At 63.3% G+C, this 23,469-nt stretch carries 19 protein-coding genes; 5 read left to right on the top strand and 14 right to left on the bottom strand.

Translation table 11 applies throughout. From position 1 onward, the window contains the following. The first annotated feature begins 12 nt into the window (after positions 1–12). Positions 13–1,245 carry a cytochrome P450 gene (locus PCJ49_RS15150; protein WP_269911650.1) on the top strand — a complete coding sequence of 411 codons (1,233 nt, stop codon included), beginning with the start codon at positions 13–15 and terminating at the stop codon, positions 1,243–1,245. Between the two features lie 98 nt (positions 1,246–1,343). Further along, positions 1,344–2,162, top strand: coding sequence for an AraC family transcriptional regulator (locus tag PCJ49_RS15145; protein WP_269911649.1), 819 nt, complete (start codon positions 1,344–1,346; stop codon positions 2,160–2,162). A 229-nt stretch (positions 2,163–2,391) separates the two neighbouring features. Here the strand turns inward: PCJ49_RS15145 and PCJ49_RS15140 are convergent, their stop codons facing one another. The 10 genes from PCJ49_RS15140 to PCJ49_RS15095 are packed head-to-tail and all read right to left on the bottom strand — an operon-like array spanning position 2,392 to position 12,160. Next, the gene (locus PCJ49_RS15140; protein WP_269911648.1) at positions 2,392–3,369 is read right to left on the bottom strand and encodes a nitronate monooxygenase family protein; all 978 of its coding nucleotides are present in this window, start codon (positions 3,367–3,369) and stop codon (positions 2,392–2,394) included. Continuing rightward, positions 3,369–4,529 (bottom strand): acetyl-CoA C-acetyltransferase, encoded by a 1,161-nt coding sequence (locus PCJ49_RS15135; RefSeq protein WP_269911647.1) that lies wholly within the window; start codon positions 4,527–4,529, stop codon positions 3,369–3,371. Before PCJ49_RS15135 ends, PCJ49_RS15140 begins: the two co-directional genes overlap by 1 nt. Position 4,530: 1 nt before the next feature. Beyond that, a complete protein-coding gene (locus PCJ49_RS15130) occupies positions 4,531–5,319 on the bottom strand; it encodes an enoyl-CoA hydratase-related protein (protein WP_269911646.1) in 789 nt (262 codons plus the stop codon). Then, complete coding sequence (locus PCJ49_RS15125) at positions 5,316–6,383, bottom strand: phosphotransferase (protein WP_269911645.1); 1,068 nt, start codon at positions 6,381–6,383, stop codon at positions 5,316–5,318. The genes PCJ49_RS15130 and PCJ49_RS15125 overlap by 4 nt, the downstream gene beginning before the upstream one ends. Continuing rightward, entirely contained in the window at positions 6,380–7,555 is a 1,176-nt protein-coding gene (locus tag PCJ49_RS15120) for an acyl-CoA dehydrogenase family protein (protein ID WP_269911644.1), read from the bottom strand. The genes PCJ49_RS15125 and PCJ49_RS15120 overlap by 4 nt, the downstream gene beginning before the upstream one ends. Continuing rightward, positions 7,552–8,316 (bottom strand): SDR family NAD(P)-dependent oxidoreductase, encoded by a 765-nt coding sequence (locus PCJ49_RS15115; protein WP_269911643.1) that lies wholly within the window; start codon positions 8,314–8,316, stop codon positions 7,552–7,554. Before PCJ49_RS15115 ends, PCJ49_RS15120 begins: the two co-directional genes overlap by 4 nt. Positions 8,317–8,345: 29 nt before the next feature. Further along, entirely contained in the window at positions 8,346–9,452 is a 1,107-nt protein-coding gene (locus tag PCJ49_RS15110; protein ID WP_269911642.1) for an NAD(P)-dependent alcohol dehydrogenase, read from the bottom strand. A gap of 10 nt (positions 9,453–9,462) precedes the next feature. Beyond that, the gene (locus PCJ49_RS15105; RefSeq protein ID WP_269911641.1) at positions 9,463–10,266 is read right to left on the bottom strand and encodes a glucose 1-dehydrogenase; all 804 of its coding nucleotides are present in this window, start codon (positions 10,264–10,266) and stop codon (positions 9,463–9,465) included. After that, positions 10,263–10,697: a GFA family protein gene (locus PCJ49_RS15100; protein ID WP_269911640.1), complete on the bottom strand. Its 435-nt coding sequence runs from the start codon at positions 10,695–10,697 to the stop codon at positions 10,263–10,265. The genes PCJ49_RS15105 and PCJ49_RS15100 overlap by 4 nt, the downstream gene beginning before the upstream one ends. After that, on the bottom strand, positions 10,694–12,160 hold the full coding sequence (locus PCJ49_RS15095) for an aldehyde dehydrogenase family protein (protein ID WP_269911639.1): 1,467 nt from the start codon (positions 12,158–12,160) through the stop codon (positions 10,694–10,696). Before PCJ49_RS15095 ends, PCJ49_RS15100 begins: the two co-directional genes overlap by 4 nt. 216 nt (positions 12,161–12,376) lie before the next feature. Between PCJ49_RS15095 and PCJ49_RS15090 the strand changes: the two genes are divergently transcribed. The 3 genes from PCJ49_RS15090 to PCJ49_RS15080 all read left to right on the top strand — a co-directional run bounded on the left by PCJ49_RS15090 (position 12,377) and on the right by PCJ49_RS15080 (position 15,650). Next, on the top strand, positions 12,377–13,912 hold the full coding sequence (locus PCJ49_RS15090; RefSeq protein WP_269911638.1) for an acyl-CoA synthetase: 1,536 nt from the start codon (positions 12,377–12,379) through the stop codon (positions 13,910–13,912). A gap of 1 nt (position 13,913) precedes the next feature. Further along, the gene (locus tag PCJ49_RS15085; protein ID WP_269911637.1) at positions 13,914–15,149 is read left to right on the top strand and encodes an FAD-dependent oxidoreductase; all 1,236 of its coding nucleotides are present in this window, start codon (positions 13,914–13,916) and stop codon (positions 15,147–15,149) included. Between the two features lie 72 nt (positions 15,150–15,221). Beyond that, positions 15,222–15,650 (top strand): IS5 family transposase, encoded by a 429-nt coding sequence (locus PCJ49_RS15080; protein ID WP_269911636.1) that lies wholly within the window; start codon positions 15,222–15,224, stop codon positions 15,648–15,650. Between the two features lie 443 nt (positions 15,651–16,093). Here PCJ49_RS15080 and PCJ49_RS15075 read toward each other — a convergent pair whose 3' ends face one another. The 4 genes from PCJ49_RS15075 to PCJ49_RS15060 form a co-directional block, all read right to left on the bottom strand. Next, positions 16,094–17,773, bottom strand: coding sequence for a TrkA C-terminal domain-containing protein (locus tag PCJ49_RS15075; protein ID WP_269911635.1), 1,680 nt, complete (start codon positions 17,771–17,773; stop codon positions 16,094–16,096). Between the two features lie 68 nt (positions 17,774–17,841). Further along, positions 17,842–19,494, bottom strand: a complete 1,653-nt coding sequence (locus PCJ49_RS15070; RefSeq protein WP_269911634.1) for an NAD-dependent malic enzyme — start codon at positions 19,492–19,494, stop codon at positions 17,842–17,844. 485 nt (positions 19,495–19,979) lie between these two features. Further along, on the bottom strand, positions 19,980–21,305 hold the full coding sequence (locus PCJ49_RS15065) for a sigma-54 dependent transcriptional regulator (protein WP_269911633.1): 1,326 nt from the start codon (positions 21,303–21,305) through the stop codon (positions 19,980–19,982). Then, entirely contained in the window at positions 21,298–23,184 is a 1,887-nt protein-coding gene (locus tag PCJ49_RS15060; protein ID WP_269911632.1) for an ATP-binding protein, read from the bottom strand. The genes PCJ49_RS15065 and PCJ49_RS15060 overlap by 8 nt, the downstream gene beginning before the upstream one ends. Positions 23,185–23,469: the final 285 nt, after the last annotated feature.

Below are 23,469 nucleotides of genomic sequence, written 5' to 3'. Positions count from 1 at the left end.
AGGAGATATGCCATGGGCCATATCGGCAACGGATTTCCCGACCTGAAGGACCCCGACCTGTATGTCGAAGGGGTTCCACACACGACATTTGCGCGGTTACGCCGCGAATCCCCGGTCCATTGGAACCCGGAGGCCGATGGTACCGGCTTCTGGGCAGTGACACGCTACAACGATATCGTGAGCGTTCTGGGCAAGCCCGACCTGTTCTCGTCGGCGCGGGAGAATGGCGGGCACCGGATCTTCAACGAGAATGAGGTGGGCTTGACCAATTCGGGGGAGGCCGCGATCGGCACCCCCTTCATTTCCCAGGACCCACCTGTCAACACGCAATATCGCCGCGCCCTCATGCCCAGCCTGACGCCGAACCGGCTGGAGGATATCGAGGCGCGGATCAACAAACGCGTGTCCGACCTGCTGGAGCAGATCCCCAATGACAGTCCGGTGGATGTGGTGCCCCTGCTGTCGGCCCCGCTGCCGCTGCTGACGCTGGCGGAACTGCTGAACCTGCCCAGCGAGATGTGGAAGCAGCTCTACCACTGGACCAACGCCTTCGTGGGGGAGGATGACCCCGATTTCCGGCAATCGCCGGAGGCGCTGGCCGCCACGATGGGGGAATTTCTGGCCTTTGCCCATGAGCTGTTCGTGGATCGCCGCGCCCGGCCGGGCAGCGATGTCGCCTCCCTGCTGGCCAATGCCAAGGTCGGCGACCAGCCGGTCAGTGAGGCGGATTTCGTCGGTAACCTGATCCTGGTGCTGGTCGGTGGCAATGAGACGACGCGCAATTCCCTGTCGCATTCCATCGCCGCCTTTGCCCAGTTTCCAGATGAATGGCGCCGTCTGCGGGCCGATCCCGGCTTGATGAAGACGGCGGTGCGGGAGATGGTGCGCTATGCCACGCCGGTGATGCATATGCGCCGTACCGCCATGGCGGATACGGAGGTCGGCGGCCAGAAGATCGCCAAAGGCGACAAGATCGTCACCTGGTTCGCCGCCGCCAACCGTGATGAAAGCGAATTTGCCGACCCGGACCGGTTCGACATCACGCGCAGCAATATCCGCCATCTGGGCTTCGGCACGGGTCAGCATTCCTGCCTGGGTTTCCGGCTGGCGGAGATGCAGTTGCGGGTGGCTTTCGAACATCTGGCCCGCCGGGTGTCGGCGTTTGAAGTCGTTGGCAGACCAAAACGTTTCAGATCGAACTTTATCAACGGGCTGAAGGACCTTAATGTGGTGCTGCTGTCGTAATGGCGACGGGGAGGTGCCCAATGAACCATAATAAGATCCCAGGTAAGAAACTGACTTCTGAGGCCATCATTGCCGATCATCTGGGAAGGGGACCCGACATGGTCCTTCAGCCGCCGGGTGACGGATGGTGTCTGTCGCGGTGGCGGCAGTTTGTTGGCAGCTATGATCTGCCGGCCCTGCCGACACCGTTATTCGTGGTCCATATCGGTGGCAAGCCACGGGTACGGACCTGGATGCAGGGCAGCTGGAGCGAGAGTTTCTCCGCTCCCAGCCAGGCGACCATCGTGCCGGCGGGCCAGTCGACGCGCTGGCTGGTTGATGGTGAGTTGGACGTGGTGACGTTCAGCCCGGATATGGCGGCCATCCAGGGCACCCCCGGTCTGGACAAGGCCAGGCGTATGCGCTTTGCCTTCTCCGATCCGCTGGGCACGGCGCTGACGCAGCAATTGCTGGCCGAATGCTATGAGGAGCGAACGCCGGAGCGGGCGATCTATATCGATACGCTGCTGGCCGCACTGAAGGCCCATGTCACCTACGGTTCCCGCCAGCGCCCGGCACAGGCCATTCCAACGGCCGATTGCTCGGCCTATCGCGTCCATAACGTCATCAATTCCATCCAGCGCAATCCGGGTGCGGACCATTCGCTGGAGGATCTGGCGGCCCGCGCCGGCCTGACCTCATCGCATTTCTGCCGCGTCTTCAAGAAGGCGACGGGGGAGAGCCCGCATCAGTTCGTCATGCGGGTGCGGTTGGAGCGGGCGCAGCAATTGCTGGTGCAGACTGATCTGGGCCTGGGCGAGTTGTCCGATACGCTGGGTTTCGCCAGCCAGAGCCACTTCACCCGTATCTTCCGTCAGGCGACGGGCCGCACGCCCAGCGCCTATCGTCGCAACAAAGGGTCGGCGACGTTGCAATAACCGCTTGTTTCAATGGATGGAAAAGGAGCCGGCGGCGGGGCATCCCTGCCGCCGGTTTCAGTTTGAGGCATTTTACCGCCCGATCCAGCGCGGCGGGTGCTTTTCGGCAAAGGCGGCGGGGCCTTCGATGGCATCGGCCGATGCCAGCATGGCTTTCATGGCGGGATAATCCCATTCCTCCCGCATCCCCTGTTCGGTCGAAACTGTCAGGCCGCGCAGGATGGCTTCTTCAATGCAGCAGGGAGGTCAGCCGGCCGCGGATGATGGTTTCCGCCTCACCCACAATGCGGGCCAAAAGTTGCGCGCAGGTGGGGATGTCGTGGATCAGCCCCTGCACCTGTCCAGCCCAGATCAGGCCGGCATCCAGATCGCCACTTTCCAGCGCCTGCCGCCCCTTGGCACCCGACACCAGATGCCGGATATCCTCGAATACCGCGTCGGGGCGGTTGGAAATGTCCACCACCTGATCCGACACGCTGTTGCGGGCGACTCGGCCGGTATTGTGGAATTTGCGGAAGATCAGGCGGGTGGCGCGTTCGTCATTGGCCACGATGAATTGTTTCACCGCCTCATGGATGGGCGCTTCCACGGTCGCGCAGAAGCGGGTGCCCATATTGATGCCGTCGGCCCCCAGCGCCAGGGCTGCCGCCAGCCCGCGCCCGTCGCCGAAGCCGCCGCTGGCGATCATCGGCACGCGCACCTTGTCGGCGGCGGCAGGGATCAGGACCAATCCTGGAATGTCATCCTCTCCGGGATGGCCGGCACATTCGAACCCGTCGATGGAGATGGCATCCACGCCCATACGCTCCGCTGACAGGGCATGGCGCACGGCGGTACATTTATGCAGGACGGTGATACCGTGGGCCTTGAAATCCTCCACATGCTCCTGCGGCTGGTGCCCCGCCGTCTCCACGATGCGCACCCCGCTGTCGATGATGGCGCGGCGATATTCGGCATAAGGCGGCGGGTTGACGGACGGGAGGATGGTCAGGTTCACGCCGAAAGGCTTGTCGGTCATCGCCCGGCAGCGGTCGATCTCCCGCCGCAGATCGTCGGGCGTGGGCTGGGTCAGGGCGGTCAGGATGCCCAGGCCGCCGGCATTGGACACGGCGGCGGCCAGTTCGGCTCTGCCCACCCACATCATGCCCCCTTGCACGATGGGATGTTCGATGCCCAGCAGTTCCGTGATGCGGGTGCGGATGGCCATTACAGGGCCTCCAGGATCGTGACATTGGCGATGCCGCCACCCTCGCACATGGTCTGCAACCCATAGCGCAGGCCGCGTGCCCGCAGCGCATGGATCAGCGTGGCCATCAGCTTGGTGCCGCTGGCGCCCAGCGGGTGGCCCAGCGCGATGGCCCCGCCATTGACGTTCAGGCGATCCGGATCGGCCCCCAGCGTCTGCATCCAGGCCAGCGGCACGGGTGCAAACGCCTCGTTCACCTCGTAAAGGTCGATATCGTCGATGGACAGGCCGGCGCGTTGCAGGGCGCGCCTTGTTGCGGGGATTGGCTCCTCCAGCATGATCACCGGATCGCCTGCCGTCACCGTCATGTTCACGATACGGGCGATGGGGGTCAAATTGTGTTGGCGCAGGGCGCGTTCGCTGACCACCAGGGCGGCCGAGGCGCCGTCGCAGACCTGGCTGGCATTGGCGGCGGAGATCACGCCGCCCTCCTGCAGCAGCTTCACCGAGGCGATGCCTTCCAGGCTGGCATCGAAGCGGATGCCTTCATCCACCACATGCGGCACGCCATCCACGGACAGAGGCACAATCTCCAGCTCGAAGGCACCGGCCTTGGTGGCGGCGGCGGCGCGGCGGTGGCTTTCCAGCGCGAACCGGTCCAGGTTCTCCCGGTCGAAACCATATTTGCGGGCGATCATTTCTGCGCCCTGGAACTGGCTGAAGGCCGTAACGCCGAACCGTTCGCGGATGCGCGGGCTGACGGGGCCGGTCCCGATCCCTGCCTTTTCATGCAGCGACAGGTTGGTGAACATGGGCACGCGGGTCATGCTCTCTGCCCCGGCGGCGATGACGACATCCTGCGTGCCCGACATCACGGCTTGCGCTGCGAACTGCACCGCCTGCTGGGAGGAGCCGCATTGCCGGTCGATGGTCACCGCCGGCACGCTCTGCGGCAGTTTGGAGGCCAGCACGGCGTTGCGGGCAAACGCGAAAGACTGCTCACCGGCCTGGGTGACGCAGCCCAGGATCACATCTTCCACCACCGCCGGGTCCAGCCCGGACCGGTCCAGGATGGCGTTCAGCACTTCGCCTGCCATGTCGGCCGGATGCCAGCCGGCCAGCTTGCCATTGCGGCGACCGCCAGCGGTGCGCACGGCTTCGACGATATAGGCCTCTGCCATCTCAAGCTCCTGTGAAAACGGGTTTGCGGCGCGCGAGATAGGCGGTGACGCCCTCGCGGCAATCATGGGTGGCGCCGGATGCAGCGATGCGGCGGGTCTCGCGCTCCAGATGGGCCTCCAGCGACCCATCGAAACTGTCCAGCAGCAGGTTGCGGGCGGCACCAACCGCCCGCGTGGGGGCGGCGGCCAGGGTGCGGGCGGCTTCATCGCCGGCCCCTGCCAGATCGGCATCCTCCACCATGCTGGTGACCAGACCGATGGAAGCGGCTTCCGGCGCCGATATGCGCTGGTTGGCGATGATCATCTGCTGCGCGCGGCGCATCCCCACCAGCCGGGGCAGCAGCCAGGACATGCCGCCATCGGGCGACAGGCCGACGCTGCCATAGGCGGCGGTGAAATGGGCGGAGCGGGCGGCGATGACGATATCCCCGATCAGCGACAGCGACAGGCCCGCGCCCGCCGCCGGGCCATTGACCAGCACCAGCAGCGGCTTTGCCATGCGCTGCAACCGGCTGATGGCCATATGCAGCGTGCCCGCCAGCTCGCTGAGGAAGGCCGGCACCTGATCCCCCGCCGCCGCAAAGGCGGACAGGTCGCCACCGGCGCAAAACAGCCGCCCGGCCCCCGTCAGCACGACGCAGCGGATGCTCTCGTCCTGGTCGACGCGAATGGCGGCCTTCAGCAGCGCCTGGGCCAACGGTAGGTTGATGGCATTGCCAGCGGCAGGCCGGTTCAGGGTCAGGGTGGCAATGGCCCCGTTGACGGTGAACAGCAAGGGCGTGTCGGTCATCGGCACTTCTCCAATGACTGGCGGGCCAGGGACGCCAGACGGGGAAAGCTGGTGGCGCGTTCACGGGCATGGGCCGATGATGCCGTGCCCCGCACGACGCGGCCCTTGATGCCGTGGAAGATGGCGGCCAGCCGGAAGAAATTGAACGCCACATAGAAATCCCAGGACGGGATGTCGCTGCGGCCCGTGCGCCGGCAATAGGCCTGCACATAATCCGCCTCGACCGGGATGTTCAGCGCCGCCAGATCGGCGCCGGCCAGGCCCGCAACGATGTCGGGCGGCATCTGGTACATCATGGCGTGATAGGCGAAATCGGCCAAAGGGTGGCCCAGGGTCGACAATTCCCAATCCAGCACGGCCACCACGCGCGGCTCTGTGGGATGGAAGATCATGTTGTCGCAGCGGAAATCGCCATGGACGATGGCGCTTTCCTCTCCGGCCGGGATCAGGTTGGGCAGGGCTTCGACCAGTGCATCCATGTCAGGGTCGCGGCCGGCGTCGGTATCCTCCAGATACTGGCGCGACCAGCGGGCGATCTGGCGTTCGAAATAGTTGCCGGCCTTGCCATAATCACCCAGCCCCAGCGCATCGGCGTCCAGCCGGTGCAGCCGGGCCATGGTGTCATTCATGGCATCGAAATAGGCGGGGCGGTCGGCCCGGTCCAGACCGGGGAAGGTGGCATCCCAGAAGATGCGGCCTTCCACCATCTCCATGACATAAAACCAACTGCCGATGATGCCGTCATCGGTGCACAGCCCATGCACATGGGGGACCGGAAATTCCGCGCGGCCGAGGGCGGTCAGCACGCGCGCCTCCCGTTCCACCGCGTGCGCGCCCTTCAGCAGGGGGCCAGGCGGCTTGCGTCGCATGACATAGCTACGACCGGGCGTCACCAGCTTGTAGGTCGGGTTGGATTGCCCGCCCTTGAACTGTTCCACCCGCAAGGGGCCCTTGAACCCATCCACATGCGTGCTCAGCCATCCGGCCAGGGCCTGCTCATCGAAGCGCAGGCCTTCGCGCACTGCCGTGGTGCCGGCATTGGCATCCTGCCCCAGCGCGTTCATGATTGCCCCGCCTTCCAGTCGCGGCGGACCTTCTTGGCCAGGCTCCATTTATGCACCTCCGTCGGGCCGTCATAGATGCGGAAGGCGCGGATTTCGCGGAACACCTGTTCCACGATGCTGTCGCCGGTGAGGCCTGACCCGCCCATCACCTGCACGCAGCGATCGGCCACGCGCATCAGCGCCTCCGATACGGCGACCTTGGCCATGGAGCTTTCGGCGACCCCCAGGGAGCCCGTGTCCAGCACGCCGGCGCACCAGTCGATCATCAGTTCGGCCTGTTTCAGGTCGATCAGATTGTCGGCCAGTTGGAAGCCCACGCCTTCATGCTCGATCAGCAGCTTGCCGAAGGCGTGGCGGCGGTTGGCATAGTCGGTGGCGATTTCATTGGCGCGGATGCAGGCACCCAGCCAGCGCATACAATGGGACAGGCGGGCAGGCGACAGCCGGACCTGCGCCAGGGTGAAGCCCTCGCCAGGATTGCCCAGCATCTGGTCGGCGGGCACGCGCAGGCCTTCGATACGCACCACGGCATGGCCGCCGGGCATGGAACTGTCGATGGTGTTGGGCACGCGCTCGATGCGGATTGCGGGGTCGGGCAGGTCGACCAGGAACATGCAGGCACCCTGCTCGGCCTTGGCCATGACGATGCCGATCTGTGCCCCCTGGGCCCCGGTGATGAAGGCCTTGCGCCCATCAATGACCCAATGATTGCCATCAGGCCGGCAGGTGGTGCGCATCATCGACGGGTCGGAGCCGGCCCCGTCATCTTCTGCCGGTTCGGTCATGAAGAAGGCGGAACGCGCCCGGCCCTGGATCAACGGTTCCAGGAACCGTTTCTTGATCTCCGGGCTGCCCACTTTGCCCAGCAGATACATGTTGCCCTCGTCCGGGGCGGCCGTGTTGCAGGCCAGCGGTCCCAGCGGCGACAGGCCCGTGCGGGCCAGCACGATGGCGGTTTCCCGCTGTGACAGGTGGCTGCCGTCGGGCAGGATATGCGGGGTCAGCACACCGGCCGCCCGCGCCTTGTCCTTCAGGTCCGCCACCAGTTCTTCGGTGGGGCAGTCGTGATGGTCACGCCTGGGGTCCTTCTCATAGGGGACCACCACATCGCGGACGAACCGTTCCACCCGCGCGGCGATTTCCAGCGTTTTCTCCATGCCGACGCCGCTCATTTCGGGGCCATCCGGATGGCGCCGTCCAGGCGGATGGTCTCGCCGTTCAGCATGGGGTTGCTGACGATGCTTTCCACCAGTTGCGCATATTCGTCCGGCTGACCCAGGCGCGAGGGGAAGGGAACCTGGCGGCCCAGCGATGCCTGCGCCTCTTCCGGCAGCGTGGCCAGCAGCGGGGTCCAGAAGATGCCGGGGGCAATGGTCATGACGCGGATGCCATAGCGGGCGAATTCGCGCGCAATCGGCAGGGTCATGCCGACGATGGCCCCCTTGGATGCCGCATAGGCGGCCTGACCGATCTGGCCGTCATAGGCGGCGACCGACGCGGTATTGATGATGACGCCGCGTTCCTCCGGCCCCACCGTGTCGGCGTCATGGATACGGGCCGCAAACTTGGACAGGACGTTGAAACTGCCATTCAGGTTGATATTCACGATTTTCGTGAAATCGGCCAGGGGGATGGCTTTGCCGTCGCGGCCGATCACCTTGGCCGGCGGGCCGATGCCGGCACAATTGACCAGGATGCGGGCCTTGCCATGCAGCCCCTCGGCTTCGGCAAGTGCCGCCTCAACCGCCGCTTCGTCGGTGACATCGACCTTGATGAAATGCCCGCCGATGGCGGCGGCATGGGCAGTCCCCAACTCGGCGTTCAGGTCAAAGATGGTGACCCTGGCCCCGGCGCGGGCCAGCCGTGCGGCTGTAGCTCCGCCCAGACCTGAGGCGCCACCGGTGACGATGCCGGCCTGTCCATTAATCTGCATGATTGGAAATTCCTTGATGCTGAGAGGCTTCAGGGCAGCAGCACGGCCTTGATGCAGCCACCACGATGCTGGGTGGCGACCGCCTCGTTGATGTCGGAAAGCGGGAAGGTTTGGATCAGCCGGTCAAAGGGGAAGCGGCCCTGACGGTGCAGGGCGATCAGTTCCGGGATGAACCGGTCGGGATCGCTGTCGCCTTCGATGATACCGACGATGCGATGACCATAGGTGATCAGGGAAACGAGGTTGATGGACAGGCTGCTGTCCAGCCGGGGCGGCACTCCCACCAGGCCCAGCAGGCCATGGCTGGCCAGCGCCGCCAGGGCGGCGGCGACCACATCTTCCCGCCCGCTGGTCTCAAACCCGTAATCCACACCGTCGGGCAGGATGGCGCGGATGGCGGCCGTCACGTCGCCGGCGGCGGGATCGATGACATGCGTCGCCCCCAGTTCCAGCGCTATCTGCCGCCGGGCGGCCACGGGTTCCACCAGGATGATGGTGGCGCATTGCTGGATGACGGCGCCCATCACGGCGGCCAGCCCCACCGGCCCGCCACCGAACACGGCGATGCTGCTGCCCGGATGACAGGCCAGTGAACGCATGACGCCGCCCGCCCCCGTCTGGAAGCCGCAGCCCAGCGGCCCCAGGATCGACAGGTCCAGACCGGATGCATCCACCTTCACGACATTGCGTTCATGGGCCAGCGCATGGCTGGCAAAGCTCGATTGGCCGAAGAAATGCGCGGAAAGCGGGCTGCCATCTTCCTGGCTGAGGCCACTGCTGCCGTCGGGCCTTGTGCCCAGATAGTTCAGCATGGGGAAGTCGCGGCAATAGGATGGCAGATCCTGACGACAGCGGGCGCAGGTGCCGCAACTGTGGAAGCCCAGCACGACCGTATCACCCGGCCTCACCTTGGTGACCTCTTCCCCCACCGCTTCCACCACGCCGGCCCCTTCATGGCCCAGCACGGCGGGAAGCGGGATGGGGATCAACTGGTCACGGGCGACAAGGTCGGTATGGCAGAGGCCGACGCCGGCGATGCGGACCCGCACCTCCTTGCCGCGCGGCTTTTCCATTCGCACGCGCTGCAGCCTGAAATCCGATTGCGGGGCGTGGGTGACGGCTGCTGTGATGTGCATGGGCGGCCTCTCAGGCAACAGTGTAGCCACCATCGGCGACGAATTCCGCGCCGGTGATGAAGGCGGCATTGTCGCTGGCCAGGAAGGCGATCAGCGGGGCGATGTCCTGCGCCTGTCCCAGCCGGCCCATCGGGATCATCGCTGCCCAGGCCGCCAGCGCCACATCCGGCGGGATGGGTGCGCCATCCGGGCCCTTCGGCGGTTCCCAGTCGGCACCCAGGTTGGTCTGCACCGGTCCCGGCAGAACGCAATTGACGCGGATGCCGGTTTTCGCCAGCTCAAAGGCCACGGCGCGCGACAGCGCCCGGACGGCCCCCTTGGTGGCGCTGTAGGCGGCGAACTGCGCGCCGGCGACCATGCCATAGACCGAGGCGATATTGATGATGGAAGCCCCCGCAGCCCCCGCGGCCATCGCCTTGCGCATCAGCGGCAGGGCCGTCTGCATACCGATATAGACGCTGTCGACATTGATCCGCTGCTGACGCTGCAACAGTTCCAGCGGCGCCAGTTCAAAGGGTCGGGACACCATGATGCCGGCATTATTGACCAGGATATCCAGCCGGCCGAACCGCTCATCGATGCGGGCGGCGCCGTCCGCCCATTGTTCTTCGCTGGTAACGTTATGGGGCAGCGCCAGATGGGGGCGGTCGCCCAGCAGCGAGGCCGTTTCCGCCAGCCCTGCGGGGTTGATGTCGCTGACGACCAGGGCCGCCCCCTGGTCTGCCAATGTCAGGGCGGCGGTCCGGCCGATGCCCGATCCCGCCCCGGTGACCCAGGCGACCTTGCCGTCCAGTTGGAAAAGTCTGCTCATCATTCCTGTCCGATGTTGGAGCGCGGGTGCCGTTCGGCCGCCAGCACGGGCAGCCAGGGCAGGGCGGTGTCGCAATAGGCTTCGGCCGTGGGCCGCCAGGGGGACGGATCGTCCAGCGTTCCCGCCTTGATGATGGTCAGGCCCGGCAGGATGCCCACGGCGGATAGGATGGGCGATCCGCAATGGGCGCAGAAATGGCGGTACACCGCCGCGCCGCTGTCGCCTTTGTCTTGAAAGACACGGGTCTCGCCCTGCTGGCGGTACTGGTCGTCCGTCACCACGCAGACCAGGGAAAAGGCGGTACCGGATTGCCGTTGGCAATGCCGGCAATGGCAGGCCGCCACCATCAGCGGATCGCCGGTGAATTGATAGCGGACCCGACCGCACAGACAGCCGCCGGAACGGGTCGGGTCGTCGGTTGTGTGATCGGTCATAGCGCCACCACCACGGACTTGGGTTCCAGATAGGCCTCCAGCACGGCGGCCCCATTCTCCCGCCCCAGGCCGGATTTCTTCATCCCGCCGAAGGGCAGCGAGGGGTCGGCCAGCAGCACGCAATTGACGAATACCGTACCGGCCTGGAGCGTCGCACCCGCATGGTGGGCAGTGGCCAGATCGCGGGTGAAGATGTGCGCGGCCAGACCATATTCGCTGTCATTGGCCAGCGCGATGGCCTCGTCCAGATCGTCGAAGGCACTGGCGGCCAGCACGGGGCCGAACACCTCCTCCCGTGCCACCTCCGCATCCGGCGGCACATCGCGCAGCAGGGTGGGGGCGACATAATGGCCCTCGTCTGGAACGGGGATCTCGGCGCCGACGGCATGGATGCCGGCGGCGCGGGCCCGTTCCACAAAGCCGGCCACCTTTTCATGCTGACGGCGGCTGATCAGGGGGCCCAACTGGCTGGACCGGTCGCCGCTGGGGCCGATCTTCTGGCTGGCGGCGACAGCGGCAATCCCGTCCAGCACCCGTTCATAGACGGAGCGGTGGACGTAAAGCCTTGTCCCGGCATAGCAAACCTGACCGGAATTAAAGAAACAGCCCATCGCCGCCTGCGGGATGGCGCGATCCAGATCGGCATCGGCGGTGATGATGGTGGGTGACTTGCCGCCCAGTTCCAGGGTCACCCGCTTGATATCGGGGACAGAGGCCGCCAGGATCGCCTGACCGGTGCGGGTGGAGCCGGTGAAGGCGACCTTGGCGATGCCCGGATGGGCGGCCAAGGCGGCACCGGTGGCCCCATCGCCGGTGACGACGGAGAACACGCCCGGTGGCAGACCCACCTCCCGCGCGATTTCCGCTAGGCGCAGGGCGGAAAGGGGGGTTTCCGCCGCCGGCTTCAGCACGATGGTGCAGCCGGCCGCCAGGGCCGGGGCAATCTTCCACATCGACAGCACGATGGGGAAGTTCCAGGGGGTGATGGCGGCGACCACGCCCACCGGCTCCCGCCGCGTATAGGCATGGAACCGGCCCGGCGTGGCGGAAAGCGAGGCGGCATGGCCGGCGATCTTCGTCGGCCAGCCGGCATAGGTGCGCAACCAGCCGATGGCGGCGGGAATGTCGACAGCCTCGGCCAGGGTGACGGGCTTGCCGGTGTCCAGCGCCTCCAGTGCCGCCAGGGTGGCCAAGTCGGCCTCGATGGCGTCGGCGAAACGGTGCAGCAGCCGTTCACGGGCCAGCGGCGTCAGGTCGCGCCATGCCGGGTCATGCAGCGCCCGGGTGGCCGCCTGCACGAAGGCATCAACGTCGGACGCGTCCGCCACGGGGATGGCGGTGAAGCTGCGGCCCGTGCAAGGATCCTCGTCATCCAGCCAATTCCGCACGGGCAGCAGGTCGGACCCCGCCATCAGCACAATTTCGGGCAGCCGGAGGCCGGTAAAGCCAGCCTGCATCGTCATCGGTTTCCTCCCTGACCTTGTCTCGGGCCTTTTGTCGGCCTCTGGTCACTGGAAGGTTGTACCGTGCCCTGTGTCGAAAGGCTTTACACAGGCCTGCCGCCCTTTTTGCCAATTCCTGCGCTTGCCTTGTCTTGGTTCCCTCCATCCGGTCAGGTGGCGTCCAGAACCGGGCCGCAATTGCCCGGCATGAAGGAATATCCGGGAGGTCCATCGATCATGCATCCGCGCCATCACGCCCTGGCCACGCCAGCCAAACCCGCCTGCATCATGGCCGATAGCGGAGAGGTGCTTCGCTATGACGAACTGGACCGGCGGGCCAATCAGGCTGCCTACCGGCTGCGGGCGCTGGGTCTGCGCCGGGGCGACGTGCTGGCGGTGATGATCGACAATGAGCCGGCCTTGTTCCCGCTGGCCTGGGCGGCGCAGCGCACGGGGCTGTATTTGACCAGCATCTCCACCAAATCCAGCGTCGCGGACCTCGCCTATATCTTGGGCGATTGCGGCGCCAAGGTTCTGGTCGTGTCTGACAGGCTGGCCCCGGTCGCGGCGGCGGCAGTCGAGGCCTTGCCGCAGGTGCAGGCCTTTGCGCTTACCGGTACGGCCGACCTGCCATCCTGGGGGGAGGCCTGCGCTGCCCTGCCCGTGACCCCCGTCAAGGATGAAAGTCCGGGCACGGAAATGCTCTATTCATCGGGCACCACCGGACGGCCCAAAGGCGTGAAGCCGACGCTGCCCGCCGGTGCCATTGACCAGCCCACGCCGCTGGTCAGCATGGGACGCGCCCTTTATGGCATGGGCGCGGATATGGTGTATCTCTCCACCTCGCCGCTCTACCATGCTGCGCCCCTGCGCTGGGCAATGAGTGTTCACCGGTTCGGCGGCACCGTGGTGATCATGGAGAGGTTCGATGCAGAGGAAGCGCTTGCCCTGATCGAGCGATACCGCATCACCCATTCCACCTGGGTACCGACGCATTTCGTGCGGCTGCTGCGCCTGCCGGAGGAGGTGCGGGCGCGGTATGATCATTCCTCAATGCGGGCCGCGATCCACGCGGCCGCCCCCTGTCCCGTGCCGGTCAAGCAGGCGATGATCGATTGGTGGGGGGCTGTCATCTACGAATATTATTCAGGGACCGAGACATGTGGCATCACTGCCCTGTCGGCCCATGAATGGCTGGCAAAGCCAGGCTCTGTCGGCAAGGCGATCCTGGGGACGGTGAAGATCGTCGATGATGACGGCAATGAACTGCCCGTCGGGCAAGTTGGTAACGTCTATTTCGCCGACGGTCCCCGGTTCGAATATCACAATGATCCGGTCAAGACTGCCGCTGCCTATAATCATCGCGGCTGGGCGACGCTGGGCGATATCGGGCGGCTGGACGAGGATGGCTATCTCTACCTGACAGACCGCAAGAATTTCATGATCATTTCCGGCGGGGTGAATATCTATCCCCAGGAGATCGAAAACTGCCTGATCGAACATCCATCCGTTGCCGATTGCGCCGTGTTCGGCATGCCGGACCTGGAAATGGGGCAGGTGGTGGTGGCCGTGGTGCAGCCATCGGAAGGGACGGCGGATGAAAAGGCGTCGGCTGCAACTCTGTCGGCCTTCCTGCGGGAACGGCTGGGCGGGGTCAAAGTGCCCCGCATCTTCCATTTCCGCCCAATCCTTCCGCGTGAACCGACGGGTAAATTACTGAAGCACAAGCTTGTCCGCGAATATCTGGACATGGCCGAAAAGGCGGGGGTGTGAGATGACCGCACAGAACGACGCAGTTATCATTGTCGGGGCCGGTCAGGCCGGGGCACAGGCGGCGCAATCGCTGCGCCAGGGCGGCTATGCGGGGCCGATCACCATGGTGGGGGAGGAAGCTTTCCTTCCCTATGAACGTCCGCCGCTGTCCAAGGATTATCTGGCCGGCAAGCGCGATGCGGAAAGACTGTTCCTGCGCAAGGCCGATTTCTGGACATCACGCGGGGTGGAGGTGCTGACCGGCCGGCGGGTGGTCGCGGTGGATCGTCCGGCTGGTGCCGTCATGCTGGATAATGGCGCCTGTCTGTCCTATGGGCATCTGGTCTGGACAGCGGGGGGGCGTCCGCGCCGGTTAACCTGTGACGGATGCGGGCTGGAAGGCATCCATTACATTCGCTCCATCGCCGATATCGATCGGCTGAAGGCGGAAGTGGATGGTGGGGCACGTCGTGTCGTTGTGATTGGCGGCGGCTATATCGGGTTGGAGATGGCGGCCGTCCTGCGCCTGTCCGGCCATGCGGTCACGGTGCTGGAGGCCCAGGATCGTCTGCTGGCCCGCGTCACATCCCCGCCGGTTTCAAGCTACTTCCTGGCGATGCACCGGGCGCGCGGTGTCGATGTTCATCTTAGTGCATCAGTCGCCGGCCTGGAAGAGGCCGGGGGCCGGGTTTGTGCCGTGCGGCTGGCCGGGGGCGAGGTATTTCCCACCGATCTGGTGATTGTTGGCATCGGCATCGTGCCGAACGTGCAGCCGCTCGCCGATGCCGGTCTGCACTGTCCTGACGGGGTTGCCGTTGACGAATACTGCCGGACGGATGACCCACGCATCCTGGCTGCTGGAGATTGCGCCCTTCACCATAACAGCTTTGCGGACCGACCGATCCGCCTTGAATCCGTACAGAACGCCATCGACCAGTCCAAGACCTTGGCCGCGACGATCCTGGGAAATCCGGTACCCTATCGGGCCGTCCCCTGGTTCTGGTCCCACCAGTATGAGGTCAAGATCCAATCGGTGGGATTGTCCGGCGGCCACGACCGTATGCTGCTGCGCGGGCGTCCGGAGGATGGTGCCTTCTCGGTTGCTTATCTCCGGGATGAAAGGCTTATCGCGCTCGACTGCATCGGTGTCACGCGCGATTTCATCCAGGGTAAGGCCATTGTTGCGGCGGGGGGAAGGGTAGACCCTGTCAGGCTTCCGGACCCAGCGACGGAGTTGAGGGACGCTGTGATCGATTAGGCCCTGTTGACAAAGGTCTTTCCAAACGTTCTGTGACGTGATTCAACGCTGACCTTTACCGGAGGTCAGTTGATGCGCGGTGACGCTACAGACGCGGAGTGGAAGATCATCGGTTCGCTGTTGCCGGCCGAACGGGGTCGGGGCTGCCGCCCCGCCCATGACAATCGTCGTTTCCTGAACGGGATGCTTTACGTTCTCCGGGTTGGCTGTCCATGGCGCGATATGCACGAGCGATATGGCAAATGGAACTCGGTCTATGTGCGGTTCCGACGGTGGGCGGAGCAAGGCGTGTGGGACGCCTTGCTCCAGACACTGGTCGATCTCGGCTTGACCGACGACTGGCAGCATATGATCGACAGCACCACCATCCGGGGGCACAGTCAGGCCGCCGGCGCAAAAGGGGGACTCATAAGGACGGCTTTGGTTGAAGCCGCGGCGGCTTTACGAGCAAAATCCACGCCCGTGCGGACGGTCAAGGACGTCCTCTCGGCTTTATCCTGACCGGAGGAAACGCGTCCGATTATGAGGCCGTCCCAGACCTGTTTGACCTGGATGTTCCCAAACCCAAGCTGATGTTGGCTGACAAGGGCTATGACGGTGACGACGTCAGGCAGAACCTGCTCATCCACGGCATCCTACCCGTTATCCCCTCAAGGGCGAACAGGCGTGAGCCCATCCCGCATGACGTCGAAAGCTACAAAGACCGAAATCTGGTCGAGCGCATGTTCAATCGCCTCAAGCAGTTCAGGCGTATTGCTACCAGATACGACAAAACCGCCATGTCATTTCTCGCCTTCCTTAACATCGCCGCCGCAAAACTATGGTTGCCATCTTTTGTCAACAGGACCTAGGGGGGCAGGTCATAGGCACCCCACAACATGCAAACCAAGCTGCGGTGGGTATGACCCACCGCAGCTTGGCATAACACTGACTCAGCGGATGTTTCAGAAGACGTTGACGACAACGATGGTCAGCAATGCCATGACCAGCCGGGACGTCGCATAGCCCGTTGCATAACCGACGACGGGCACATTGCTCTTGGACATTTCCTGCAACGCCCCCAGTGCGGCCGTGGTGGAGCGGGCACCCGCAACAGCACCGAGCATGATGCCGGGGTGGAACTTGAACACATAATGCCCCAGCAGGACGCCGACGATGATCGGCACCAGCGTGACCAGGGTACCGGCCAGGAACAGGGCAAAGCCGTAATTCTGGATACCACCGACGAAGCCCAGAGCGGCGTTGAGACCGATACAGGCGATGAAACCGTTCAGGCCGACATTGTTGAACACCCAGATGGCCGGGCCGGGAATATGCCCGAAGGTGCGCATGGTTGAGCGGAGATAACCGGAGATGATACCGGCGACGATAGCGCCGACAGCCGTGCCCAGCGACAGCGGGATGCCGCCAATGCGCAGGGTGAACGCACCGATCAGTGAGCCCAGTACGATACCGAAAGCCATGAAGGCCATGTCCGAACCTTCGACCGGACGGTCGGCATAACCCAGTTCCTTGGCAATCTTGGCCACGTCAGCCTTGGCACCCAGGATGGTCAGCACGTCACCGCGCTGGACCTTGATGTTTTCGTTCATGCTCATGACAACGTCAGAGCGGGTATATCGGGTCAGGAAGACGCCGCGACCGGGTTCGCCAAACAGGCTATGGATCAACTCGCCCAGCGTCTTGCCGGCATAGGCCTTGTTGGTGACGACAAGATCAAGCAACTCGGTCGAGAAGTCCAGCAGCGGGACATCCTTCAACTCGGGGCCGAATTCATGGGCATAGGCCAGCAGGGCCGACAGGCTGCCGGAAACGGCCAGGATAGCGTTCTCGGTGAGGATTGTATCACGCTGGCAATCGATGATCACACCGCCTTCCACCGACCGCATCCGGCGGATGAAGATCTCGTTACCGAACATCTTCTCCACCTGTTCAACCGTCTTGCCGATCAGTGCCTCGCTGACCAGACGGACGGCGCGGGCGGAATATTCACGATAGGCCGTGGTGCCAACCTTCTTGCCGCCATGGGCCGCTTCATATTCCTGGCAAACCTTGGCCAGATCGAAGCCCAGCAGCTTGGGCGCGAAATTGGCCAGCGCATAGGCTGAACCGATGGTGCCGAAGGGATAGGTGACGGCATAGGCAACCGGCAGCAGCGCCAGCGATGCCTTCAGATCGACATCCGGCAGGCCCGACTGGTTGATCAGATCGGTGGCCACACCCAGCACCGTCGAATTGGTGTAGCCGCCGGAAAGCAGGCCGGCCGTCAGGGCTCCATTATAGCCCAGCAGCTTGCCCAGCGCGATCGCCGTGCCGGTACCGACCAGGCAGATGATGATCGCAAAGACAACCTGCGGCAGACCATCACTGCGCAGCGCACGGATGAATTGCGGCCCGACCGAATAGCCAACCGAGAACAGGAACATGGCAAAGAAGGTGGATTGCAGGACGCCGGGCAGCTTGATCCCGACCTGTCCGACCAGCAGGCCGGCCAGAAGCGTGCTGGTCACAACCCCAAGATTGAACTTGCCCATCTTGAAATTGCCGATCCAGAATCCGATGCCAATGGTCAGGAATAGGGCGATCTCCGGGTATTTTTGCAGTGTTTCGACGAAGTAGTGCATGACAAGATCTTTCCCGTTACCCGGCCGGGATGCTGATCGCGTCCCGGCCGGGGAAATGGCACCTCGGATCAGTAGGCCGGGTTGTAGAGCAGGCTCTCAATCCACGACCGGATCTCGGCAGGGCGCTCAACGGTGGCCAGACCGGCGTTGAACATGTATTCGACGATGCGGGTGGCGGTGGTGATCTCCGTTTCCAGGATATGATCCTGGCTGGGGAACAACATGCCCTTGGCCTGCATGGAGGGGCCGACCTGATCGGCCGTCGCATGGGCGGCCACGATGAAGCATTCGTCATTCAGGCGGGTCGGGCGGGCGGCATAGGTGGCAAGGCCGATGGCCGGATAGATGTAGAAATTATTGGCCTGGCCCGGGCGGTATGTCTTGCCTTCATAAGTCACTTCATCGAACTGCACGCCGGCGGCAAACAAGGCCTTGCCCTTGGACCAGGTATAGGCTTCCTCGGCCGTGCACTCGGCCTTGTGGGTCGGGTTGGAAAGGGCGAAGATGATCGGCCGTTCGTTCAACCGTGCCATGGCCTCGATCACCTCCTTGGTGAAGGCGCGGGCCTTGGTGGAAACACCGATCAGGATCGTCGGCTTGAACTGTTCGATCACCTCGACGAAATTCTTCGAGGGCTTCTCGTTCTGCGCCCACAGCTTCTGGGTTTCGGTCAGATCGGGGCGGGAGGATTCGATCAGGCCATTGACATCGAACAGGCGAACCCGCTTGCGCGCCTCATCGGCGGAAAGACCCAGCGTCTGCAATTCAGCAGCCACCAGCTTGGCGATGCCCAGACCGGCGGAGCCGGCCCCCAGGAACAGAATGCGCTGGTTGGCCAGCTTGCCGCCCGTCTGCTTCAGCCCGGCGGCGATCCCGGCCAGCGCAACCGAGGCTGTACCCTGGATATCGTCATTATAGCAGAGGATCTTGTCCTTATAGCGGTCCAGCATCCGGATGGCGTCGGTGCCCTTCCAATCCTCGAAATGGACGCAGCAGCCGGGGAACACTTCGGCGACGGCCTGCACAAATTCTTCCGTCAGTTCGTCCAGCTCAGCCTCTGTTACCGGGGCTTCGCGGGTGCCCAGATAATAGGGATCAGCGCGCAGATGCTCGTTCGTGGTGCCGATATCGAACAGGACGGGCAGCAGAACCTGCGGCGGAACGGCGGCGCAGGCAGTATAGAGCTGCAGCTTGCCGATCGGGATGCCCATGCCGTTGGCGCCGATATCGCCCAGGCCCAGAATACGCCCGCCGGTGGAGACGCAGACGAAGCGGATATCCTTTTCCGGCCAGTTGCGCAGCACCTGTGCCATCCGGCCCTTCATGTGGCGGGTGATATACATGCCGCGCGGACGGCGATAGAGATTGCCAAAGGCCTCGCAGGCATCCGCCACCGTGGGATCGTACAGGATGGGGATGAAGCGCTTGGGGTCCGACATGACGGTCTTGTAGAAGACCGTCTCGTTGCGGGCCTCCAGGTCCATCAGATAGCTGTATTGATCCAGATCTTCCTTCACATGGTCCAGGTGATCGAGAACCCGTTCGACCTGACGGTCCAAGGTTTCAATCGCGTGCGGCAGCAGACCTTCAAGACCATGTTGACGACGTTCATCACGGGTATAGGCCGTACCCTTGTTGCGGACCGGGTCATGCAGAAGATTAAGCCCGCTCAGGTTGCCCTTGGAGGCTTTTTCGACTTTGGTAACAATGTTGCTGGACATCTCGGTCTTCCTTCTCGGTGATCGCATCAGGCCGGTTGCCTTCAAGCAGTGCCCGGTCGGGTACCTGCATCGCAACGGGCGTGCCAAGCGAGGGGATGCGATTTAAATATTTGATATTATTAACTTATTTCTGTTTTCTACCCCACTTGGGCCCGCGCGATTCTCGGGAAACCGAAGAAGGGTTCGTGGGGCCGTACGGTCCACCGAACAAGCCGCCGTCAGCACGGGCCGTGAGAGGAAAAAATACGTTCGTAGGCAGGTAAGCCGCCCATTTTCCGGCCGTGATGGAGCGACGCTGAACCGTCTGCGACAGCCTGCCGCAGCAGCAGGCCGGTATAAGCGAAAAAGAAAAAGCCGCGCTGCGGATCAAGGCAGCGCGGCTTGTGTGCCACGTGGCACGGGCCAGCGGTCGCTGGCCTCCACCCCGCCTGAAGGGCAACCTTCAGGCGGGGTGGTATTACAGAGGGAGATGAGGCAGAAGACGTTCAGGCTTCGCGGACGCGAATCTCATACTTGCGGATCTTGTCAAACAAGGTGGTCTTGGCAATCGCCATGGCTTCCGCCGTCCGGGAGATATTGCCGTCATTACGCTTCAGCTCTTCCATGATGAGCCCGCGTTCAAAATGTTCGACGGCGGTTGACAGGGGCATACTCTCATTGCTCGCGTCATGGCCAGGGGCGCTCTTCAGGCCCAGCACATAGCGCTCTGCCTGGTTGCGCAATTCGCGCACATTGCCCGGCCAGTTATGCGCCATCAGTTCCCGAATGACGCCATCACGGATGAGCGGCGGCGTGCGGTTGAGACGCAAGGCGGCCTGACTGACGAAATAATCGAAAAGCAGCGGAATATCCTCCCGGCGATTGCGCAGGGCCGGCAGGTCGATGGTGACGATATTCAGGCGGAAATGCAGATCGCTGCGGAACTTTCCCTGTTCGGAAAGTTCCAGCAGGTCGGCCTTGGTGGCAGCGATGACACGGAAATCCACCGGGATCAGCTTGTTGGAGCCCAGGCGTTCAACCACGCGTTCCTGCAGCACACGCAGGAATTTCACCTGCATGGACATGGGCATGGACTCGATCTCATCCAGGAACAGGGTGCCGCCATTGGCATATTCGATCTTGCCGATCCGCTGCTTGGTCGCCCCGGAAAAGGCACCGGCCTCGTGCCCGAAAATCTCGCTTTCAAACAGCGTTTCCGGCAGTCCCCCGCAATTCAGGGCCACAAAGGGACCGGTGCGGCCGGAAAGATCATGCAGACAGCGGGCAATCAGCTCCTTGCCGGTGCCCGTTTCCCCCAGGATCATCACTTCCGAAGGGACAGCGCCGACAGCCTCAACCAGCTCCCGCAGTTCCACAACGGCGGGGGAACGGCCGACGATCCGGCTTTCCAGGCTGCCCTTTGTGGCAAGCTGCCGGCGCAGGGAGCGGGTTTCCATCACCAGCCGGCGCTTCTCCAGCGCCCGTTGCACAACGCCGACAAATTGCTGGGAGGCAAAGGGCTTCTGGATGAAATCATAGGCGCCGTCGCGCATGGCCTGCACGGCTGTCGCCACATCCCCATGACCGGTAATCATGATCACCGGCAGGTCTGGATCGGCCTCGGTCAGTTTGGAGAGATAGGAGATGCCATCCATGCCCGGCAGACGGATATCAGAGACAATGACGCCTGGATAATTCTTCGGGATGGTCCGCTTCGCCGTTTCGACGCTTTCAACGCCGATGGCCTTGATGCCCTCCAACCTCAGCGCCTGCAGGCAGCCCAGGCGCACATCCTCGTCATCCTCGATGACGATGACCTGGCTCTCATTCATGGGGAAACTCCTTGGTCGGGGCGGCCGGCAGCACAATGCGGAACATGGCCCCGCCGCAATCGCGGTTTGCCGCCGTCAGGTCGCCGCCGAAACCTCTGATGATGTCTTGTGAAATGGCCAGGCCGAGGCCAAGCCCGCTGGTTTTCTTGGTCGTGAAGAAAGGCTCGAAAAGCCTCGCCAGCACTTCCGCACTCAGACCATGGCCATTATCGGTCACCTCGATAATGGCGCGATCCCCCTCCTGGAAAAAGGCGATGCCGACCTTGGGTTCGCCATTACCGCTCAACGCATCCATGGCGTTGCTGATCAGGTTGACAAGCACCTGCTCCAGCCGCACGCCATCGGCCATGGCCTGCACGGGGTGCGCCGGCTTCAGCAGCGCGACCTGGACATTTTCCTTCTTCAGGCGGTGGCCGAGCAGGGCGATAGCGCTTTCGACCGATAATTCCAGATTGACCGGCTCCACCTCGCCATCGGTGCGACGGGCGAAGGACCGCAACTGCCCTGTCAGCACACCCATGCGGCGGACCAGATCGCAGATGCGGCCAAGATTATGCTTCACCGTGCCCGTATCATTCAGTTCCAGAAAGCGGATGGCATTTTCCGACAGGGTGGACAGGGCCGCCAGCGGCTGGTTGATCTCATGCGCCAAGCCGGCCGAGAGCTGGCCGATCACTGCCAGATTTTCCGTGCGGATCAATTCATCCTGAAAGCTCTGCAGCTTGCGCGCAGCAGCGATCCGTTCGGCCACTTCGCGGCGCAGCTCTTCATTCGCTGCGTTCAATTGCCGATTGCGATCCTCGAACCGGCCTTTAAGGTGTTCGTAAGCCTCTTGCAGCACCTTGCGGGCCAGCAGGCGTTCCTGGATCGTCAGCCGGCGCTGATTGGCAAAGCGCATGATCAAGGCGGCGACCAGGATCAGCAGGGCAACGGTCACCGCCGCTTCCGCCGCCCGGTATTTCACACTGGAATAATCGACCAGCACGGTCAGATCCATGCCAACCGGCGGCACATAGAGCGTATCGGCAAGATAGGATCGTGTTTCCTGCCCGTCCCCCACCGTCACGAACAGGGTGCCATCGGCGTGGGGGGCCTGTGCCTGCCAGTCAAGGGCATCCATCACGTGGCTGTTATATTGCTGCGTCTGGTTCAGTTCAGCGATCTTGGCGGCATCCAGCGGACCCAGGCTGTGATATTTCCATGCCGCCCGCGATGACAGGACGATGACGCGGTTCGCATCCGTCATGAACATCAACTGGTCCATGCCGTTCAGCCAGTCATGCTCCAACTGTTCCAGATCGAGTTTGACCGCGACCGTCCCGATCCGGACACCATCGCGTTCCACCGCCGTGGCCAAAAAGTAGCCCGGCGTATTGGCCGTGGTGCCGATGCCATAATATCCGGTGACGGAACCGGCCTTCGCATTCTGCACATAGGGTCGGTAGGAGATATTGCGGCCGACAAAGCTGCTTGAATCCGCCCAGTTGCTGGAGGCGATCACCGTGCCGCCAGCATCAACCAGATAGACCTGCAATGTTCCCGCCGCCATGTTCAGCGTAGCGAGGTACTGATTGATTTCGCTGACCTGCGCGCCCCGGTCGGCAGCGGCCAGGAAGGAACCCACCCGCTGATCCATGGCCACGGTCAGCGGCAGGATGCCAAGTTTGTCAATCTCACGTTCAAATTTGGCAAAGGCGCGGTGCAACTGATCATTGCTGGCCGCCATCAGATCATGGCGGCCGTCATGCTCGGCCCACAAATAGGTGGCGAAGAACCCCAGCAACATGGACAGCGCCACAGCCGCCACAAACAGCAGAAAGCTGCGGCGACGCTCCATGCGCGTACAGTCCATATCGGTGAAAATATCGGGATCGAACATCCTGTCGCCTGCATGTCGACATGCGCCCTGGCATCGCCCCGCATAACGGCACGGCACCTCACGCAGCAAAAAGCCGCTATCGCCAGCGTTCAAAGCAACCACGGCGCCAATCACCCCTCAATATCCCGTCAGAGTAAACTAGCATTTCGCCAAAGCTTGACCTTGACGTAGATCATGCGCCGGTCGGTTTGATGCGCTAACGTTGCACTTAACAAGCAACGCACAAAGCAAATGGCGGGCCAATGGACCTGTTTGTCCAAGGCTTCTGATTTCATTGCTCTTTTT

This window comes from Niveispirillum sp. BGYR6, assembly GCF_027568365.1.
Lineage (GTDB): Bacteria > Pseudomonadota > Alphaproteobacteria > Azospirillales > Azospirillaceae > Niveispirillum.
Note: the sequence above shows the minus strand (reverse complement) of the source record. Positions and strands in the feature narration are given on the sequence as shown.

What these genes read in the sequence shown, in the direction of transcription:
- PCJ49_RS15110 (WP_269911642.1), bottom strand. Translation starts at nt 9,452, where the DNA reads ATGCACATCACAGCAGCCGTCACCCACGCCCCGCAATCGGATTTCAGG.
- PCJ49_RS15095 (WP_269911639.1), bottom strand. Translation starts at nt 12,160, where the DNA reads ATGACGATGCAGGCTGGCTTTACCGGCCTCCGGCTGCCCGAAATTGTG.
- PCJ49_RS15130 (WP_269911646.1), bottom strand. Translation starts at nt 5,319, where the DNA reads ATGACCGACACGCCCTTGCTGTTCACCGTCAACGGGGCCATTGCCACC.
- PCJ49_RS15135 (WP_269911647.1), bottom strand. Translation starts at nt 4,529, where the DNA reads ATGGCAGAGGCCTATATCGTCGAAGCCGTGCGCACCGCTGGCGGTCGC.
- PCJ49_RS15140 (WP_269911648.1), bottom strand. Translation starts at nt 3,369, where the DNA reads ATGGCCATCCGCACCCGCATCACGGAACTGCTGGGCATCGAACATCCC.
- PCJ49_RS15125 (WP_269911645.1), bottom strand. Translation starts at nt 6,383, where the DNA reads ATGAACGCGCTGGGGCAGGATGCCAATGCCGGCACCACGGCAGTGCGC.
- PCJ49_RS15085 (WP_269911637.1), top strand. Translation starts at nt 13,914, where the DNA reads ATGACCGCACAGAACGACGCAGTTATCATTGTCGGGGCCGGTCAGGCC.
- PCJ49_RS15120 (WP_269911644.1), bottom strand. Translation starts at nt 7,555, where the DNA reads ATGAGCGGCGTCGGCATGGAGAAAACGCTGGAAATCGCCGCGCGGGTG.
- PCJ49_RS15060 (WP_269911632.1), bottom strand. Translation starts at nt 23,184, where the DNA reads ATGTTCGATCCCGATATTTTCACCGATATGGACTGTACGCGCATGGAG.
- PCJ49_RS15150 (WP_269911650.1), top strand. Translation starts at nt 13, where the DNA reads ATGGGCCATATCGGCAACGGATTTCCCGACCTGAAGGACCCCGACCTG.
- PCJ49_RS15105 (WP_269911641.1), bottom strand. Translation starts at nt 10,266, where the DNA reads ATGATGAGCAGACTTTTCCAACTGGACGGCAAGGTCGCCTGGGTCACC.
- PCJ49_RS15065 (WP_269911633.1), bottom strand. Translation starts at nt 21,305, where the DNA reads ATGAATGAGAGCCAGGTCATCGTCATCGAGGATGACGAGGATGTGCGC.
- PCJ49_RS15080 (WP_269911636.1), top strand. Translation starts at nt 15,222, where the DNA reads ATGCGCGGTGACGCTACAGACGCGGAGTGGAAGATCATCGGTTCGCTG.
- PCJ49_RS15090 (WP_269911638.1), top strand. Translation starts at nt 12,377, where the DNA reads ATGCATCCGCGCCATCACGCCCTGGCCACGCCAGCCAAACCCGCCTGC.
- PCJ49_RS15070 (WP_269911634.1), bottom strand. Translation starts at nt 19,494, where the DNA reads ATGTCCAGCAACATTGTTACCAAAGTCGAAAAAGCCTCCAAGGGCAAC.
- PCJ49_RS15145 (WP_269911649.1), top strand. Translation starts at nt 1,344, where the DNA reads ATGGTCCTTCAGCCGCCGGGTGACGGATGGTGTCTGTCGCGGTGGCGG.
- PCJ49_RS15115 (WP_269911643.1), bottom strand. Translation starts at nt 8,316, where the DNA reads ATGCAGATTAATGGACAGGCCGGCATCGTCACCGGTGGCGCCTCAGGT.
- PCJ49_RS15100 (WP_269911640.1), bottom strand. Translation starts at nt 10,697, where the DNA reads ATGACCGATCACACAACCGACGACCCGACCCGTTCCGGCGGCTGTCTG.
- PCJ49_RS15075 (WP_269911635.1), bottom strand. Translation starts at nt 17,773, where the DNA reads ATGCACTACTTCGTCGAAACACTGCAAAAATACCCGGAGATCGCCCTA.